10 protein-coding genes are annotated in these 16717 nt (G+C 69.1%); 7 read left to right on the top strand and 3 right to left on the bottom strand.

What is annotated here, in order from left to right; all coding sequences use genetic code 11:
• The 5 genes from KM176_RS22890 to KM176_RS22870 form a co-directional block, all read left to right on the top strand.
• Positions 1 to 282: hypothetical protein (locus tag KM176_RS22890; protein WP_215558829.1), on the top strand; the 282-nt coding region annotated here is incomplete at its 5' end.
• A gap of 413 nt (positions 283 to 695) precedes the next feature.
• The gene (locus tag KM176_RS22885) at positions 696 to 1574 is read left to right on the top strand and encodes a SapC family protein (RefSeq protein ID WP_160896923.1); all 879 of its coding nucleotides are present in this window, start codon (positions 696 to 698) and stop codon (positions 1572 to 1574) included.
• Positions 1571 to 2923 carry a TolC family protein gene (locus KM176_RS22880; protein ID WP_160896924.1) on the top strand — a complete coding sequence of 451 codons (1353 nt, stop codon included), beginning with the start codon at positions 1571 to 1573 and terminating at the stop codon, positions 2921 to 2923. The genes KM176_RS22885 and KM176_RS22880 overlap by 4 nt, the downstream gene beginning before the upstream one ends.
• Positions 2920 to 5049, top strand: a complete 2130-nt coding sequence (locus KM176_RS22875; protein ID WP_160896925.1) for a type I secretion system permease/ATPase — start codon at positions 2920 to 2922, stop codon at positions 5047 to 5049. Before KM176_RS22880 ends, KM176_RS22875 begins: the two co-directional genes overlap by 4 nt.
• Positions 5046 to 6356, top strand: a complete 1311-nt coding sequence (locus tag KM176_RS22870) for an HlyD family type I secretion periplasmic adaptor subunit (RefSeq protein WP_160896926.1) — start codon at positions 5046 to 5048, stop codon at positions 6354 to 6356. Before KM176_RS22875 ends, KM176_RS22870 begins: the two co-directional genes overlap by 4 nt.
• Before the next feature lie 64 nt (positions 6357 to 6420).
• Here KM176_RS22870 and KM176_RS22865 read toward each other — a convergent pair whose 3' ends face one another.
• The 3 genes from KM176_RS22865 to KM176_RS22855 all read right to left on the bottom strand — a co-directional run bounded on the left by KM176_RS22865 (position 6421) and on the right by KM176_RS22855 (position 13136).
• Positions 6421 to 6996, bottom strand: a complete 576-nt coding sequence (locus KM176_RS22865) for a hypothetical protein (RefSeq protein ID WP_160896927.1) — start codon at positions 6994 to 6996, stop codon at positions 6421 to 6423.
• Positions 6997 to 7014: 18 nt separating this feature from the next.
• Positions 7015 to 7833 (bottom strand): hypothetical protein, encoded by an 819-nt coding sequence (locus tag KM176_RS22860; protein ID WP_160896928.1) that lies wholly within the window; start codon positions 7831 to 7833, stop codon positions 7015 to 7017.
• A 119-nt stretch (positions 7834 to 7952) separates the two neighbouring features.
• Entirely contained in the window at positions 7953 to 13136 is a 5184-nt protein-coding gene (locus KM176_RS22855) for a VCBS domain-containing protein (RefSeq protein WP_160896929.1), read from the bottom strand.
• Between the two features lie 443 nt (positions 13137 to 13579).
• Here KM176_RS22855 and KM176_RS25330 point away from each other — a divergent pair, with 443 nt between their 5' ends.
• Together KM176_RS25330 and KM176_RS22845 are read left to right on the top strand one after the other, a co-directional pair.
• The gene (locus KM176_RS25330) at positions 13580 to 16009 is read left to right on the top strand and encodes a calcium-binding protein (RefSeq protein ID WP_272916809.1); all 2430 of its coding nucleotides are present in this window, start codon (positions 13580 to 13582) and stop codon (positions 16007 to 16009) included.
• Between the two features lie 184 nt (positions 16010 to 16193).
• Positions 16194 to 16717 (top strand): SLC13 family permease (locus KM176_RS22845; protein ID WP_215558828.1); only part of this gene is annotated, 524 nt, incomplete at its 3' end.

The following is a 16717-nucleotide window of genomic DNA, read 5'->3' as shown; positions in this document are numbered from 1 at the left end:
GCGGACAACGCGGACAACGCGGACAACGCGGACAACGCGGACAACGCGGACAACGCGGACAACGCGGACAACGCGGACAACGCGGACAACGCGGACAACGCGGACAACGCGGACAACGCGGACAACGCGGACAACGCGGACGGTTTTGGATCGATAAATCTCCCAAAACCGTCCGCGGGCCGGAGTGCTGCCAAAGACAGCGTGCCCGGGCATGTGATCCGGCCCCCGAAAAGAGCCCCCCATCGCATTGAAAACTTAGAATGCATCATGCCTTGCCCATGACCCGGCGCCCTCCCTCTGGCCGAGCGCTGCACGCCCCCCGGCCCCCGGTCGGACAGATACACCCCAAGGGAGAGCGTGCCTCCCGCTCCGGACCGGAGCAGGCCCGGACCGATCGCCCCTCCCCGCCCCGGGCAACTGGCACACATCTGCCTTGTTTGCCGGGAAAAACCGCAGCTGTTTCCTTCCGGTGACATTTCCCCCGGCAGGACCGCCCCCCGGCCCGACGGGGCTTGTCGCCCGCCCGACCCTCCCTGTACCCCTGAACCAAAGGTTGAGTGTTTTCCCCTATGCTCGGCGCACCACCCCTCAGGACCGGGACCCTGACGTGATGATCGAACGTACTGGCATGACAGGAAGATCCTCCGGCTCCCCGGATGCGGATCCCCGTGGCCTTTCGCGCTGAAGACCCGACCATGACGCCCCTTTCCAGCCATCTCGAGGCGCTCTGCACGCGCTATTGCCGGCTCGATCCCGTGCTTCACGCGGCGACCGCCTGGCGCCCGCATCGCGACTACCGCCACCTCGCGGGTATCCGCACCGCCCCCGTCGTGCTGAGCGAGCTGCACCAGGTCGCCGCCACCCAGCCGCTGCTGTTCGAGACCGACGCCCTGGGCCCGCTGCCGGTGGCGCTGCTGCGGCTCGAGGACGAGGATGACAGCGCCGTCCTGGGCCCTGCGGGGGACTGGCGCGGCCATTACGTGCCCGCCGCGCTGCGCCTCGCCCCCTTCGGCTGCGATCCCCGCGCCCCCGCCCCGGTGCTGCTGATCGATCCCGAAAGCCCGCTTGTGGTGCCCGCCGGGACCCCCGGCGCGGTGCCGCTGCATGATCCCGCCGGCGCCCCCGGCCCGGCGCTGCGCAAGATCGCCGGCTTCTTCGCAGGCTATCACCGCGCCCTGCAGCGCAGCCGCAGCGCCGCGGGGCTGCTGCGGCAGTTCGGCCTGCTGCGCCCCGCCCGCAGCCTGAAGGCGCTCGACCATGCGGCCTTCGACGGGCTGGAGACCATCGAGCGCAGCGCGCTGGCCGGGCTCGACCCGCTGAAGCTCAGCCGGCTGACGCGCGCGGGCGGCACCGAGCTGGCCTATGTCCAGGCGGTCTCGCTCCAGAAGATCGCCCATATGCAGCTGATCACCCGGCAGCTGGCGCGGCGCGGCGCCCCCCGACCGGTCCGCGCCCCCGGGACCGAGACCGGTCCCGACACTGGACACGATACCGGGCTGAACGACTTCCTCGACAGCCTTGCCTCTCAATATGTCAGCGAACGCGACGCGATCACGGGACACGACGGACCATGACCCTTCCCCCTTCCCTTCTGGCCCTGCCCGCCCTCTGCCTGCTGGCGGGCTGCATGGCCGATCCCGCCGCCGCCCCCGCCCCGACACCCGCGCCCCAGGCCATCGCCCTGGCCGCCACGGCCCCGCCCCCGGCGCCGCGCCTCTCGGGCAGCCTGGCCGCCACCGGCTTCGGCAAGATGATCGCCACGGCGGTGCGCAGCCATCCGGATGTGCGCAGCGCCAGCTATGCCATCGATTCCGCCGCCGCCGACCTTGGCACCGTGTCGAACCCCTACATCCCGGCGGTCTCGGTCGGGGCCTCCGCCATCCACGAGACCGGCGGCACCACCCCCGGCAGCTATGCCACCCCCTATCTGCGCGTCACCCAGATGATCTTTGACGGCGGCATCTCCTCCAGCCAGCGCACCGCCGCGCTGGCCGCCATCGAGGCCGCGCGCAACAACCGCCTCGTCTCCGCCTCAGAGGTCGCCTATTCCGCCGTCGAGGCCTACGTCAGCCTGCACTCTGCCGCGCGCACCCTGGCGCTGATGCAGGACAACCTTTCGGCCCAGGAAGAGATCGGCCAGCTGATCGAGACCCGCAGCGCCGCCGGGGCCGGGGGCCAGTCCGACGCGCTGGCGGTGCGCTCGCGCATTGCCGATGCCCGCACCATGGTGATCGAGGCCCAGACCGCGCTGGAACGCGCCCGTGCCAACTGCATCGCCGTCTTCGGCTTCACCCCCGACGGGGACACCGCCATCCCGGTGCCGCCGCGCCTGCTGGATCGCTCCGACACCGGGATCGGCAATGCGCCCCGGCTGCTGGCCATCAATTCCAGCCTCGCGGTCAGCGAGGCGCAGCTGGCGCTCGCCCAGGCCGAGCGGATGCCCCAGGTCTCGCTGGGCGGCACCGCCAAGAACGATGCCCGGGGCGATCAGAACGTCACCTTCGACCTGTCGGTCGACTACCCGTTCGACACCCGCGGCCGGACCCGCGCCGCGGTCGAGAAGGCCGCCGCCGAGGTCAACGACATGAAGGCCCAGAAGGCGGCGCTGGTGCGCGACATCCGCCGCTCGCTCGATTACGCCGAGGCCGCCCGGGCCTCGGGCGCCGCGCGCCGCGCCGCCGCCCAGGAAGCGGTCGCGGCCAATCACGACAACGTCGCCGCCGCCCGCGAGGAATTCCAGATCGGCCGGCGCAGCCTGCTGTCGCTGCTCGATGCCCAGTCCGACTATGTCGATGCCCAGGAGAACGTGATCACCGCCGAGGCCGACATGACGCTGGCAGGCTACGAGGCGCTCTCGCTGACCGGCGACATTGTCGAGGCCACCGGCACCAGCATGGAAGATATCGTGACGGTCACCCGATGAGCGAGATCAGCGCCCTCAATCCCCCCGATCCGCGCCGCCTGACCGCGCTGGAATCCTGCCTGCTGCATGTCGCGCGCGAACTGGACCGCCCGCTGACCCATGCCGCGCTCTTTGCCGCGATCTCGGCTCCGAACGGCGAGATGACGGTGCGCGATGCCCTGGCCGCCGCCGAAGCCGCCGGGTTGCAGGCGGCCTTCGGACGAAAAAGCCTGAAGCAGTTCGACGCGGCGCTCTGCCCGGCGGTGCTGATGCTGGAGGGGGGCCGCGCCGTGGTGCTGCACCGGCCGGGCCCGAAGACCTGCGTGATCCACGACCCCGAGCTGGGCGAGGGCCTGGGAGAGATCGCCCGCGACAGGCTGGAGGCCGCCCATACCGGCCATGCGATCCTGCTGCGCCGCGACCATGCCGCCGACCCCTCGGCCCATCCCCGCGCCCGGGGGCACTGGTTCTGGTCGGCCCTTGCCGCCTCGAAATGGTCCTATGCCCAGGTGATCCTGGCGGCGATGATCACCTCGGTGCTGGGGCTCTCGACCTCGATCTTCACGATGACGGTCTATGACCGGATCCTGCCCAACGATGCCACCGAAAGCCTGCTGGCGCTGACCAGCGGCATCGGCATCGCGCTGTTCTTCGACTTCCTGATCAAGATGCTGCGGGCCGGCTTCATCGACCGCGCCGGGCGGCGGGCCGACCTGCTGATGGGACGGCGCATCTTCGACCAGATCCTCGACATGCAGATGTCGGAGCGGCGCGGCTCGGTCGGGGCCATGGCCGCGACCTTGCGGGAATTCGAGACCCTGCGCGACTTCTTCACCTCGGCCACGCTGGTGGCCATCGTCGACCTGCCCTTCGTCACGCTCTTCATCTTCGTGATCTACCTGATCGGCGGGCCGCTGGCGATCGTGCCGGCGGTGGCGGTGCCGGTGGTGCTGTTCCTCGGGCTGATCGTGCAGCCCTTCCTGGCGCGCCTGGCCGAACAGTCCCATGCCGACGGCCAGTCCAAGCAATCCGTGCTGGTCGAGACGCTCTCGGGGCTGGAAACCATCAAGGTCACCGGGGCCGCGCGCTTCATGCGCGCCCGCTGGGAGGCCGCCATCGACCGCCAGTCCAGCCATGGCACCCAGAGCCGCGCGATCACCCAGTTCGCGCTGAACGCCACCGGGCTGGCCCAGCAGGCGGCCCAGGTGATGATCGTCTTCTACGGCGTCTTCCTGATCTCCGAGGGCAAGGCCTCCATGGGGGCGCTGATCGCCTCGGTGATCCTGACCGGGCGCTGCCTGGGGCCGCTGGCGCAGCTGGCGCAGACGCTGACCCGGGCCAATGCCGCCCGCAGCTCCTACCGGAGCCTCTCGAAGGTGATGCGCGCGGGGGCCGAGCACCCCGAGGACCGCAGCTGGATCTCGCGCCCCGAGCTGAAGGGGGAAATCACCTTCGAGGACGTGCACTTCACCTATCCCGGCCAGATGGTGGAAACCCTGAAGGGCGTCAGCTTCACCGTGAAACCCGGAGAGAAGGTGGCGATCCTGGGCCGCATCGGATCGGGCAAGTCGACGCTGGCGCGGATGCTGCTGAACCTCTACCAGCCCGGCTCGGGCGCGGTGCGGGTGGACGGGATCGACATCCGCCAGATCGACCCGGGCGACCTGCGCCGCAACATCGGCGCCGCGCTGCAGGACAACTGGCTGCTCTCGGGGACGGTGCGCGACAATATCGCCATCGGCGACCTGCGCCCCTCGGATGCCGCGATCCTGAAGGCGGCGCAGACCGCCGGGGTGGACGAGTTCGTCTCGCGCCACCCCTCGGGCTACGACATGGCGCTTGGCGAAAAGGGCGAGGGGCTGTCGGGCGGGCAGAAACAGGCCATCTGCCTGGCGCGCGCGCTGGTCGGCGCCCCCCCGATCCTGCTGCTGGACGAGCCCACCTCCTCCATGGACATCCAGAAGGAGCAGGAGGTCATCGCGGCGCTCTCGCGCGACATGAAGGAGACCACGATGATCGTCGTGACCCACCGCACCTCGCTGCTGGATCTCGTCGACCGGGTCATCGTGATCCATGACGGCAGGATCCAGGCCGACGGGCCGAAATCCATGCTGAACCGGCGTCCGGCCGAGGGAGGCCGCGCATGAGCCGCCCCCATGATTTCGACGCGCTGGCGAAATCCCTGCGCGGGCGCTCGCCGGTCCGGGGCTCCCTGCTGCTGCTGACGATCCTCGTGCTGATCGCCGCCGCCGCCCTCTGGGCCCACCTGACCGAGATCGACGACGTCACCCGCGCCGATGGCCGCATCGTGCCCTCGGGCGACGTGCAGGTGATCGACGCCGCCGAGAACGCGGTGCTGGAAAAGCTCGACGTGGCCGAGGGCGACCTGGTCGACAAGGGCCAGGTGCTGATGGAGCTTGACGGGGTGCAGATGACCTCGGACCTGGGGCAGGAACAGCAGAAGGCCTATGGGCTGGAGGCCCGGATCACCCGGCTGAAGGCCGAGATCTCGGGCGAGGCGCTGGATTTCGCCCCCGCCCTGATCGAACACGCCCCCGAGGTGGTGCGCAGCGAGACCGATCTTTACCGCGGCCGCGCCGATGCGCTGGCGACCGATATCGCGATCCTGGAAAGCCAGCGGGTGCAGCGTGCCCAGGAGCTGGCGGAGGGGAAGACCGACATCGACACCGCCGAGGCCTCGCTGGCCATCCTCAGCCAGGAGCGCGCCCTGATGGCGCCGCTGGTCGAACGCGGGATCGAGCCCCAGACCACCCTGCTGAGCCTCGCCCAGACCGAGACCGAGCTGACCGGCAAGCTGGTGCGCGCCCGTGCCGCCGTGCCGCGCCTGCAATCGGCCCTGCAGGAGATCGACCAGCAGATCGCGGCGCAGCGGAAGAAGTACCGCACCGATGCGCTGACCGACCTGGCGCTGGCCACCGCCGATCTGGCGGCGCTGAAACCCGCCCTGCCCGCGCTTGAGCAGCGCGCGCGCCGGGCCCGGATCCGCGCGCCCGTGCGCGGCATCGTCAACCGCATCCACCGCACCACGCTGGGCTCGATGGCGCGCGCGGGCGAGCAGCTGATCGAGATCGTCCCCCTCGACGACAGCCTGCTGGTGGAGGCCTATATCCGCCCCAAGGACATTGCCTTCCTCTACCCGGGCCAGAAGGTGAAGGTGAAGATCACCGCCTATGACTATGCCCGCTACGGATCGCTCGACGGAGAGATCCTGCGCATCGGCGCCGATGCGATCCAGCGCAGCGAGCGCGACGAGGAAGAGGTCTACGTGGCCGAGATCCGCACCCGCTCCAACATCCTCGATGCCGAGGGCGCGGCGGTGCAGATCATGCCCGGGATGATCGCCCAGGTGGACATCCTGTCGGGCAAGAAAAGCGTGCTCGACTACATCATCCGCCCGGTCATCAAGGTGAAGGACAGCGCCTTCCGGGAGTGAGGCGGAGGCGAAAGGGCCGCGCGCGCCCCGGGGGCGGCCCTTCGCCAGCCAGTGTCGTGCCGGATCAGCGCGCCAGCCGGCGCTCCAGCGCCGCAAGCTGCTGACGCAGCGCCTGCACCATCTGCGGCGACAGCCCCGGCGCGCCCGCCGCCAGCACCTGCGTGATGGTCCGGCTGGCCATGGCCGCCTCGGCCAGCGACAGCTGGCCGGTGTCGAAGCCCGCCAGGGCGGCGGGCGACACGCCCGGCCCCGGACCACCGCCGCCCGCCGTTCCCGGGGGGGCCAGCGTGGAGGGCGGCAGCGGCGGGAGGGCCCCCGCAGAGGCGCCCGAAGTGACCGAGGGGCTGACCGTCGGGGGCACCACCACCCCGGTGTCGGGCACCGAAGGCGTGACCGGGGTCGTGGTGGGCGGGGTCGTGCTGGGAGGGATCACCGGCACCGAGGCCGGCGGGCTGACGATCGAGATCTGCCCCGCCCCCGCCGCGCCCGCGCCCAGCAACAGCGCCGCGCCCAGGCAGCAGGCCCCCAGAAGGCCAGATCCCGGAAGGCCAGAGGCCAGGAAAGCGGCCCGGAGGCCGGGGCCCCGCTGCGCCGCACCCGGGCAACGCCCCGGGCCGCGATATCTCTTGTGCCGTGCCATGGCCCCTGCCTTTCGTCTTCAGAACAGTCCGGTCTTGACGAAGGCCAGGCTCAGCACCCAGCGTCCGTCGGAATTGGCATGGGTCACGTCGCCGTAGCTGATCCCCAGCTGCACGCCGATGTCGCTGCCCGGCAGGGTGGTCGCGGCGACCAGGCCCGCCAGCGCCTCGTCGCCGTACCAGGAGGCCCCCGCCGAAAGCCAGGGCAGCACCCCCAGGCCCGCGCCCAGGATCATCCCGCCGCTGTCCTCGAAGGTGCCGATGGCCGAGCCGTAGCCGATGCTGACCAGCCCCGGCATCCGCCCGGCGTAGAAGGTGCTGGAGGCCATGGCGTAGTAATCCGTCTCCAGCCCGTCGACATCGCCCCAGGTGCCCAGCCGCCCGACGCCCACGGCAACGCTGGCCGCGCCGCCCGGGAAGGGCGCGGGCACCCGGCGCGCCAGCTTGAGCGCCAGCGATCCGGAATCCCCGAAATCCTGCGGATCGACGCTGCTGATGCCCAGCACCACCTCCAGGCCCACCGATTGTTCGGCATCCCCCAGCCCGAAGCCCACCGCGCCGGACCCGTCGGTATCCTCGCTGCTGCGGCCCCGGATGTTGCTGAGCGCACCGGCAGCGAAGACGGTACCCTGCGGCAGGGTGAAGCCGCTCGGGATGCCGATGGTCGAGGCGCCGCTGCGGCCCCGGGGCACCGGGCTCTCGGAGGCCTGCGCCAGCGAGGTCAGATAGCCGAGGTACTCTCCGGCAGAAAGCGTCTCGGCCTGCTGGGCCCGGGCGGCAGTGCCCAGGGTGCAGGCCGCCCCGGCCAGCAACGCCGCACAGAGCTGTTTCAAGGTCATGGTCTTTGTCCCGTCTGCGGAAGGCCCGGGCCTTCCGGTTCCCCGTCTTGCCGGGGATGCCCCCGGTCCGTCTTGCGCCGGCCCCGCCCCTTCCCCGGACGGGACCGGCAGATCCCGCCTCAGGCCTCGGCCAGAAGGATGAAATCGGGCAGGTTCGCCTGGGTCAGCGCCGCCAGGCTGGTGACGCCCAGCAGCTCGGCCAGCGGCGCGGCGGTGCCATCGGTGCCGGTCTCGTCGATCGTCACCTTGCCGATCAGCGCATCGGTGGTGCTGAAATCGACCATGACATAGAAGCTGTCGCCGGCCTCCAGCCCCTCGAGCGAGGAGAGCGCCTCGGCCAGCGCCTCTTCCTCCGCGCCCTCGGTCGCGGCGATCTCGGTGGTCAGGATCAGCATCCCGGCATCGGCATCCACCGTGTCCCCGGCGCTGACGACCTGCGCCACCGTGCCATCGCCGCGCAGCGCGTCATGGTCGAGATCGGCAAACAGGATCCGGTCCGCCCCCGCCCCGTCCCCGAGGGTGAAGCCGCTCACCATGTCCTCGCCATTGTCGTCCGGGTCCGCCTCCAGCAGCAGCGTGTCGTTGCCCCCCGCCGAGAAGTCGATCTCGTCATCGCCGCCCGCGCCCGCGATCACGTCGTCATCGGCGGTGCCGCTCAGCACATCCGCCGCCGCAGTGCCGGTCTGCATGTGCAGCACGCTGGTGATGTCGAGGTCGAGATCCTCCAGGTCGGCGGTCTCGAAGCCCGAGAGCAGCCCCTCGTAATAGGACGCCCAGTCCGAATAGTCGTTGCCGCTGGCCTCGACAGCGGCGCTGAGGGTGCCGAAATCCTCGATCGCCTTGACCAGGTAGAGCGCCACGTCGGTATCGGCGGTCGCGTCCTCAAAGCTGTTGCCCGAGAGCAGCAGCGTGCCCGACAGCCCGCCCGCGAAGGTCACCCCGACCAGCGTGCCGGTATAGGTCGAGGCCGAGACGCCGACGTGATCCAGCGCCTCGAGGATCACGTCGCTGGAGGTTGCCTCCCAGGTGATCGTGTTGTCCTCGACGGTGACGTCGGTGGCCACGCCCTGCACCAGGATCAGGCTGTAGGAATCCTGCGCCGAATAGACCTGGTCCTCGGCGGCGGTGATCGTGTTGCCGGTGATCACGATGTTGGAGCCGCTGCTGCCCTCCTGGATCGAGACCGAGATCGCCCCCATGAAGCCCGACTTGTCGATCAGCACGCCGTTCGGATCGGCGTTGATGAAATCCTCGAAAGTGTTGTCGCTGATGGTGATGTTGTCGAAGCTGTAGCCCTCGGCCTCGCCGTAAAGCTGGATGCCGCCGCTGTTGTAGGCGCCGTCGTTGCCGGTGATGGTGACACCGTCGTTGTCGCCCTTCAGCTCCAGCCAGAAGTTGCGCCCGAAGAAGACGGCATCGGGGTCGCTGACCGCCCCGTAGCCATAGCCGTCACTGCCCACGAAGCCCTCGTCCAGGGTGAAGTCCTGGCCCGAACGGTCCAGCACCAGCCCGTCGGCATGCAGCCCCATGTAGAAGTAGTTGTCCGAGATTTCGGTATCGCTCAGCGAGGAGACGTAAAGGTGCCCCGCCGCCGGGCGCCAGAACATGTTGTCGCTGATGGTGCTGTCCGAGAGCCCGCTGAGATAGAGCGATCCCCCGGTGCCCGAGGTAACGCCGCCGATCAGGTTGCCCGAGATCACCCAGCCCGAGGCCGCGGCCGCGCCGGTATAGGTGCCAAGCTCGGCATCGGAGCCGGCGTTGAAGCTGGGGGCATTGGCCGCCGAATAGGTCGTCATGACCGAGTTCAGCAGCGCGAAATTGTCGAGCGCGCCGGGGCTGTCCGCCAGCAGGCTTTCGTCCCAGGTCAGCGGTTCGTCGCCATCCAGCAGCACCCCGTCCAGCGTCACGTCCGAGGCCGCCACGGTGATCGTGCCGGTAAAGACGGTTTCCGCGTCGCGACCGACCTCACTGCCGCCATCCTCGGAATAGACCGGGGTGTCGCTGTCCTCGTCCATGTACCAGGCCGCGACACCGGCGTTGTTGCCAAGGATCGTCACCGCCTTGTCCAGCGTGTAGTCGCCCTCGAAGGTCACGCCGCCCAGTTGCAGCACGTCGCCCTCTGCCGCCGCGTCCAGCGCCGCCTGCAGGTCGTAGAAATAGGTGTCGCTGGTCTGGTTGTAGACGGTGGGCGCCGAGGCAAGATCGAGGGACGTGCTTTTCGCGTTGCCCGCCTCGTCCGACAGGGTGGCGGAAAGCCAGACCGAGGCCCCGAGGAAGCTGCTCCAGTCCACCCCCGAGAAATCGACACCGATGCTGCCGTTGCTGGTGATGCCGCTGGCCGAGACCCAGGTGCTCCCGCCGTCGCCCCCGCTGATCTCGATCCAGTAGCTGGCGCTTTCCCCCGCCGCAGCATTGATGCCGGACAGGTTCAGGGTCAGCCCGTCCAGGCTCTGGTCGCGGACGCTGACCGCGAAATTGTTGTCGGCATCCAGGATCGTGTCGAGGATCGTGCTCTCGTGGATCGTGTAGGTGCCCTCGTTCTCGGTGCCCTCGTAGAAGGTGATGCTGGCGGCGATGTCGAGCGCGCCTTCGGCCAGCTCCGAAAGGTCCAGCGTCACGGCGTATTCGTTGTAGACATTGACCGTGGCCGTGCCGGTGACGGTCGCGCCGGTCACGTCGGTCACGGTGATCGTCACCGTGTTGCCCTGGGAATTGTTGACATAGCCCTTGATCAGCGTCTCGGAGACCGCCTCCTGATTGATGTAGGGCGAGATGACGTCATCGCTGTAGCGGGCATCGTAAAGGTCGGCATCCTTGACCACCAGGATGCTGAAGACCTCGGGGATCTCGTCGGCGCCGGTGACCTGGATCTTCAGGGTCTGCGTGGCCTGGGTGCCATCCGCCAGCTCGACCGTGTAGGTGAACTTGTCCACCACCACCTCGCCCGGGGCGATGTCCTCGGCATTGCTGCCGCCGACCTGGTAGGTGTAATCGCCCGAGGCATCGATGATCAGCGTGCCGTACATGCCGGTCACCACGGTGGCGTTCAGCTCGGCCGACACCGCGCCGGTGATGTAGACGTCGCCGACCTGGGTCAGGGTGTCCAGCAGGATCGCCTCGGCGGTCTCGCCCGCGCTGTCCAGGATCCGGATGTCCGACACCGTCAGGCTGGTGCTGACCATCGTGTCGCGCACATCGGCCACGCCGATGACGATGCGGTAGGTGCCAGCCGCGTCGAAGGTATATGCGAAACTGCCCGACTGCGTCGCCGCCTCGCCGACGCCGACGAAATACTCCGCCCCCTTCAGCGTCTCGACATCCGCCAGCCCGTCCTCGGCGGTGAGGTAGACATAGCTGCCTTCATCCAGCGGCGCGCCGTCTTCATCCACCTCCTGGACGAAGACATAGGCGTAGTCGTTGTAGGGCATGTAATCCAGCGTCGAGACCAGGTAATCGAAGCTCAGCACCTGCCCGGCGCTGACCGTCGCCGTGGTATAGGAGAACGAGGTCTCGGTCGCCCCGCCCGGCACGTCGCGCCCCGCCGGCAGGGTGTCCTCGCCCAGGATCGCGGTCACCGCGTCATCGCTGGCCGACAGGGCCGGCCCGTTCGAGAGGCTGCTCAGACCGTAATTCGCCGTGCTGATGTGCAGATAGCCCGAGCCGCTCTCGACCAGCACCGCGTTGACCTCGGTGCCGTTGACCGCCGCGACCCGTGCGGTCGCCGCCAGGCCCTCGCTGGTCTCCGCGCCCTCCGTGTCGGTCATCACGACCTGGTCGTTCTCCAGCACGTTGCCCTTGATATTGGCGCTCTGGTATTCCACCGCCTCGGCGGTATCGGCCTCCAGATCGAGCCCCAGCAGCTCCTCGGCCAGGATGTCGTTCACCGCCTCCGAAGCCCCGTCCGAGAGATCGGTCAGGGTGGTGGCGAAATCGGCCCCCGTGGTGCCGGTGTCATCCAGCCCGTCGAAGAACTCCGAGACCGCGGTCGCGGAACTGCCGAGGCTGGCCGAAACCGCCTTCACCGCATCCTGCTGCGCCGTGCTCAGCGGCAGGGCCGCCAGCTGGGTGTCGATCGCCGCATCCAGCGCGGCTGCGGGATCCTCGCCGCCCGTCGTGATGGCACCGGCCAGGCTGGCGGCCAGCGCATCGGTATCGACCTCCTCCGAGAGCGCCCCCGCCACCGCCACCGCACTTGCCGCCTTGGTGACCAGCGCCAGGTCGGTCTCTCCGGACAGCGCCGCGATCACCTTGGCCGCATCGGCCATGGCCTGCGCCGCCACCGCCGCCTGTTCCGCCGTGCCAAGCGCGCCGCCCGCCGAGGCCGCCGCCACCGCCGCGTCGATCACCTTGGAGGCCATGACCGCCGCCGCCGACATCTTCTGCGCCGCCTCGCGCAGCGCCGGATCCTCGGAATCCAGCGCCTCGTAGAAGTTGAAGCTGTCGAGGTCGAGATCGGCGGGCAGGCCGAAGACCGCCTTCACCTGCGCGGCGCTGACACCCGCCGCGATCAGCGTCGAGACCGGAGAGGCCACCTGGGTGCCCGCCGCGCCGTTGTCGCTGACCGACAGGATCTGGCCATAGACGCTTTCGGTCACCACGTCGCGGGTCACCACGCCGTCGAAACTGTCCAGGAAGGCCTCGCTCCAGCCGTAATCGGCGATGGCATCGGCAACCGGGGAAGGGATGATCAGGAACTTGGCGCCCGCGCTCGGCGTGTAGCTGACGCTGAGCGCGCCGTTCTCATCCGTGAGGCCCAGGTATTCGCTTTCCTGCGGGATGCCGTCGAGGTTCCTGTCGTAGAAGACCAGCGCATTCTCCAGCGGCGCGTCGATCACCTGGATCAGCTTGGTGATCGTGCCGAGGTTGGTGTTGCCGCCGCTGGCCGCCGTCATGATCAGCCCGCTCATGCCCAGGCCGCTGGCGATCAGAGGCATGTAGCCGATCTCGGCCACCGTCGTCATCTCCTGCCAGGCCATGGCATTGACCAGCACCGCGCCGTTCTCGACCGTCACCGCCGAGGCCGCCACCAGCACCGTCTGCCCGTTGACCAGCGCCACCCGCACCGAGCCATCCTCGAGCAGCTCGTAGCTCATCACCTCGTCCATGCCATCGAGCGCGATCATCTCCGGCCCGGTCTGGGCCTGCAGCGCCATCGGCAGGAAGACCAGGCCGCCGGCCAGGGTGCTCAGGGTGCGGGCCCGGGCGGCGTGGATCCGCCGGAACAGCGCCTGATAGCCGCGCAGAACGTCCGCGCGCGTGGCAGAGGGACCGGAAACGGAGTGCGGATCAATTTTCGAAAACATGCGCGCCTACCCAAATGGAGTTATCCTTTGGGATGAAAAAATCATTCAAACACAACAAGTTCAATTTAAATTACCAGCATACAAACCGATATTGAAATGGTCAATAATTAACCATTTAGAATGTATGCCAATTCCGGCTCCATTCCCAACATCCTGTTTCGGAAGCGGCAAAACAAAGCAAAAACAACGGCGAATGCCCCCGTCCGCGCCGCCGCCGCCCGGCCCCCCGGCGCTTCGCGCGGGCCGGTATACAGCCCCTCCGGGCCGCAACCGCAGCGCGATGACGCAGGCACGGCGCGGCGGTCCTGCCCAGGAATGCGGCAGGCCCTGCCCCCGATCCAGCCACCGATCCCCCGAATGCAAGCCAGATGCCGCGGAATGGCCATATTCCGGCCCCTTCCCCGCCCCCTGCCCCGCCGATCCTCCCGGGTCGGAGGCTGCACATGACATACCGGATCCCGCTGGCGCCGGGCACCGATCCCCGGACGGTGACCCTGCACCATTTCGGCACCAACTACCTGGCCAACCGCCAGGGCCAGGGCGAGACCCTCGAGAATTCCGGCGCCTACGCCGATGCCGCCCAGTGGCTGGGCGTCACCTGCTTCCGCTATCCCGGCGGCACCATCGCCGAAAGCTACCTCGACATCACCGACATGCGCCACTTCGAGGCCGGCGCCGGTGACGCGATCCTCGCCCAGCACTTCGCCGATGCCTCCGACACCACCGGGCTGACCCGGCTGGGCGCCTTCCTCGACTTCGCCGCCGCCCGCGCCGCCGAGGTCACCATCGTGCTGCCCATGGTCCGCTTCATGGAGACCATCCGCACCGGCACCGCCCAGGAGATCGCCACCCTGGAGGCCCAGGTGAAGGCCTTCGTCACCGAGGCCCTCGCATACCGCTCCGGCGCCGCCATCAAGGGCTTCGAGATCGGCAATGAATTCCCCTCCTGGATGGGCGGTCACAACGGCGATTTCCTCGACAGCACCGCCGATGCCGCCGCGCTGATGCGCAACATGGCGGTCTGGGTGAACGAGGCCCTGGAGGACGCCGGCGCCGACCATGTCGGGATCATCGCCCATACCGCCTTCGTCAAATACGGCGACAAGGGCAACAACCCGCTGCTCAGGCGGCTCTTCGACGACGGGCTCGACCAGGATTACGCCCATGTCGAATCCACCGCCGACTTCTTCAAGGCGGTGGATGGCGTCAGTTCGCATTTCTATCCCTGGCAGCCCTGGGCCGAGGGTTCCTCGGGCAGCGGCAGCATCCGCGAGGACATCGGCCTGATCGCCGACTGGCAGAGCGCCTTCGACAGCTATGCCGCCGCCCAGGGCCTGGGGACCCGCCCGCTGCAGGCCCTGGCGACCGAATGGAACCTGCGCAACGCCAGCTATGTCCAGGACCAGATCAGCTGCCTTCAGGGCGGGCTGGGCACCGTGTCGCTGTTTCACCAGATGATCGCCCAGGGCATCGACGAGGCCCAGGTCTGGCCGGTCCTGCAGAACAACCAGAACACCCTGGTCTCCCATGACGGCGAGGTGACCAGCATGCAGATGCCCGGCGCCACCTTCGCCCTGCTGCGCACCCTGACCCCGGGCCTGGCCGCCGGCAGCGCGGTCCATGCCCGCGACATGGACGGCGACGGCAGCGACGACCTCTTCCTCTACACCTTCTCGCAGGGCAATGCCGTCACCAGCTTCGTCGCCGCCGCCCGGGCAATGACCGTGACGCTGGATTTCGCCGGCTTCGGCCTGGATGCCGACCGCACCCAGGCCCATGTCGCCACCCTGGGCGAGACCGGCAAGATCCCCGAGCTGCACATCGATGCCAGCCGGGAGCTGGCCTATGACCAGACCTCCGTCACCCTCTCCCTCGCCCCCTGGGAGCTGAGCCTCGTCACCCTCGACGAGGCGCGCGCCGCCGCCACCGGGGGCGTCGCGGGCGCCCTGCCCGGCACGGCCGGGGCCAGCTTCGGCTTCGCCCATCTGCACGATGTCGCCGCCCTGCTGCCCGAGGGCGCGCTCACGGGCAGCGCCACCGGCACGCTGCTGCGCGCCGGGGATCGGGCCGATGCCTTCCAGATCCTGCCGGGCTTTGCCGCCGATGGCGGGGGCGGCGCGGATTCCATCCTCGGCACCGCCGGCGCCGACACCGTGCTGGGGGGCACCGGCAACGACACGATCAGCCTGCACGACGGCAACGACATCATCGCCGGGGGCAGCGGCAGCGACCTGCTGATCGGCGGCGCCGGCCATGACCGCATCCGCGGCGGCCCCCAGGAGGACGTGATCCACGGCGGCTCGGGCGACGATGTGCTCTCGGGAGAGGCCGGTTTCGACCTGATCCGCGGCGGGCGCGGCAACGACTATGCCGATGGCAGCGCCCAGGCCGACAACCTGCTGGGGGGATCGGGGGATGACACGCTGCTGGGGGGATCGGGGCTGGACCGGCTGTTCGGGGAAGACGGCAACGATGTGCTGCGCGGGGGCAGCGGGCGCGACGGGCTGTTCGGCGGCAATGGCGACGACCTGCTGCTGGGGGGATCGGGAGATGACATCCTGGTCGGCCACGCGGGCTTTGACCGGCTGGAGGGCGGCCAGGGCAACGACATCCTGGTCGGCGCCTTCAATGCCGACACCTTCGTCTTCTCCGGAGATTTCGGCCAGGACGAGATCCGGGACTTCGAGGCGCGGAACCCGCACGAGAAGATCGACCTCTCGGGGGTGGCCAGCATCACCGACTATGGCGACCTCAGCGCCCACCACCTGAGCCAGACCGCCGAGGGGGCGCTGATCGACGCGGGCGGCGGCAACCAGATCCTGCTGCGCGGCGTCGCCGTGAAGGACCTCGATCCCGGGGATTTCCTGTTCTGATGTTTCGCGCGCGAAACGGGGGCCTGCCGGCCCCCGGCCTCCGGCGGGCATATTTGGGGAAAGATGAAGGCACAGCGCCCGCTTCTGAGGCAGACGCAGGCGGCAGGCGCGGGCGCCCGGCCCATGGCTTGCAGGCCGGCGCGCCCGGGGACTAGATGACCCTATTGATTGAAGGGGTTTTTGAATGACATCCATTCTACCGCTTCCCGAGACGTACCAGGCGGTTTTCGCGCTCTTGGTTGTGCTCGGGATGTTCGTGCTTTTCGTGCGCGAAAGCTTTCCGACCGAGGTGGTGGCGATCGGCGGTGTCGCCCTGATGCTGGTGACCGGGCTGCTGCCCTATGAGGATGCGCTCAAGGTGCTGGCCAACCCCGCGCCCTGGACCATCGCCGCCATGTTCATCGTCATGGCCGCCCTGGTGCGCACCGGCGCGCTGGAAAGCTTCACCCGCCTCGCCACCGCTCAGGCCACGCGCCGCCCGCGGCTGGCAATGGCCGGGCTCTTCGCCTTCGTGCTGCTCTCCTCGGCCATCGTCTCCAACACGCCGGTCGTCGTGGTGATGATCCCGGTCTTCATCCAGATGGCCCGCGCGCTTGGCAAGGCGCCCTCCAAGCTGCTGATCCCGCTTTCCTATGCCGCCATCATGGGCGGCACGCTGACGCTGATCGGCACCTCCACCAACCTGCTGGTCGATGGCGTGGCGCGCGG

The organism is Pseudooceanicola endophyticus (assembly GCF_018760365.1).
In the GTDB taxonomy this organism is placed as follows: domain Bacteria; phylum Pseudomonadota; class Alphaproteobacteria; order Rhodobacterales; family Rhodobacteraceae; genus Pseudooceanicola; species Pseudooceanicola endophyticus.
Note: the sequence above shows the minus strand (reverse complement) of the source record. Positions and strands in the feature narration are given on the sequence as shown.

What these genes read in the sequence shown, in the direction of transcription:
- KM176_RS22885 (WP_160896923.1), top strand. Translation starts at nt 696, where the DNA reads ATGACGCCCCTTTCCAGCCATCTCGAGGCGCTCTGCACGCGCTATTGC.
- KM176_RS22875 (WP_160896925.1), top strand. Translation starts at nt 2,920, where the DNA reads ATGAGCGAGATCAGCGCCCTCAATCCCCCCGATCCGCGCCGCCTGACC.
- KM176_RS25330 (WP_272916809.1), top strand. Translation starts at nt 13,580, where the DNA reads ATGACATACCGGATCCCGCTGGCGCCGGGCACCGATCCCCGGACGGTG.
- KM176_RS22870 (WP_160896926.1), top strand. Translation starts at nt 5,046, where the DNA reads ATGAGCCGCCCCCATGATTTCGACGCGCTGGCGAAATCCCTGCGCGGG.
- KM176_RS22860 (WP_160896928.1), bottom strand. Translation starts at nt 7,833, where the DNA reads ATGACCTTGAAACAGCTCTGTGCGGCGTTGCTGGCCGGGGCGGCCTGC.
- KM176_RS22855 (WP_160896929.1), bottom strand. Translation starts at nt 13,136, where the DNA reads ATGTTTTCGAAAATTGATCCGCACTCCGTTTCCGGTCCCTCTGCCACG.
- KM176_RS22880 (WP_160896924.1), top strand. Translation starts at nt 1,571, where the DNA reads ATGACCCTTCCCCCTTCCCTTCTGGCCCTGCCCGCCCTCTGCCTGCTG.
- KM176_RS22865 (WP_160896927.1), bottom strand. Translation starts at nt 6,996, where the DNA reads ATGGCACGGCACAAGAGATATCGCGGCCCGGGGCGTTGCCCGGGTGCG.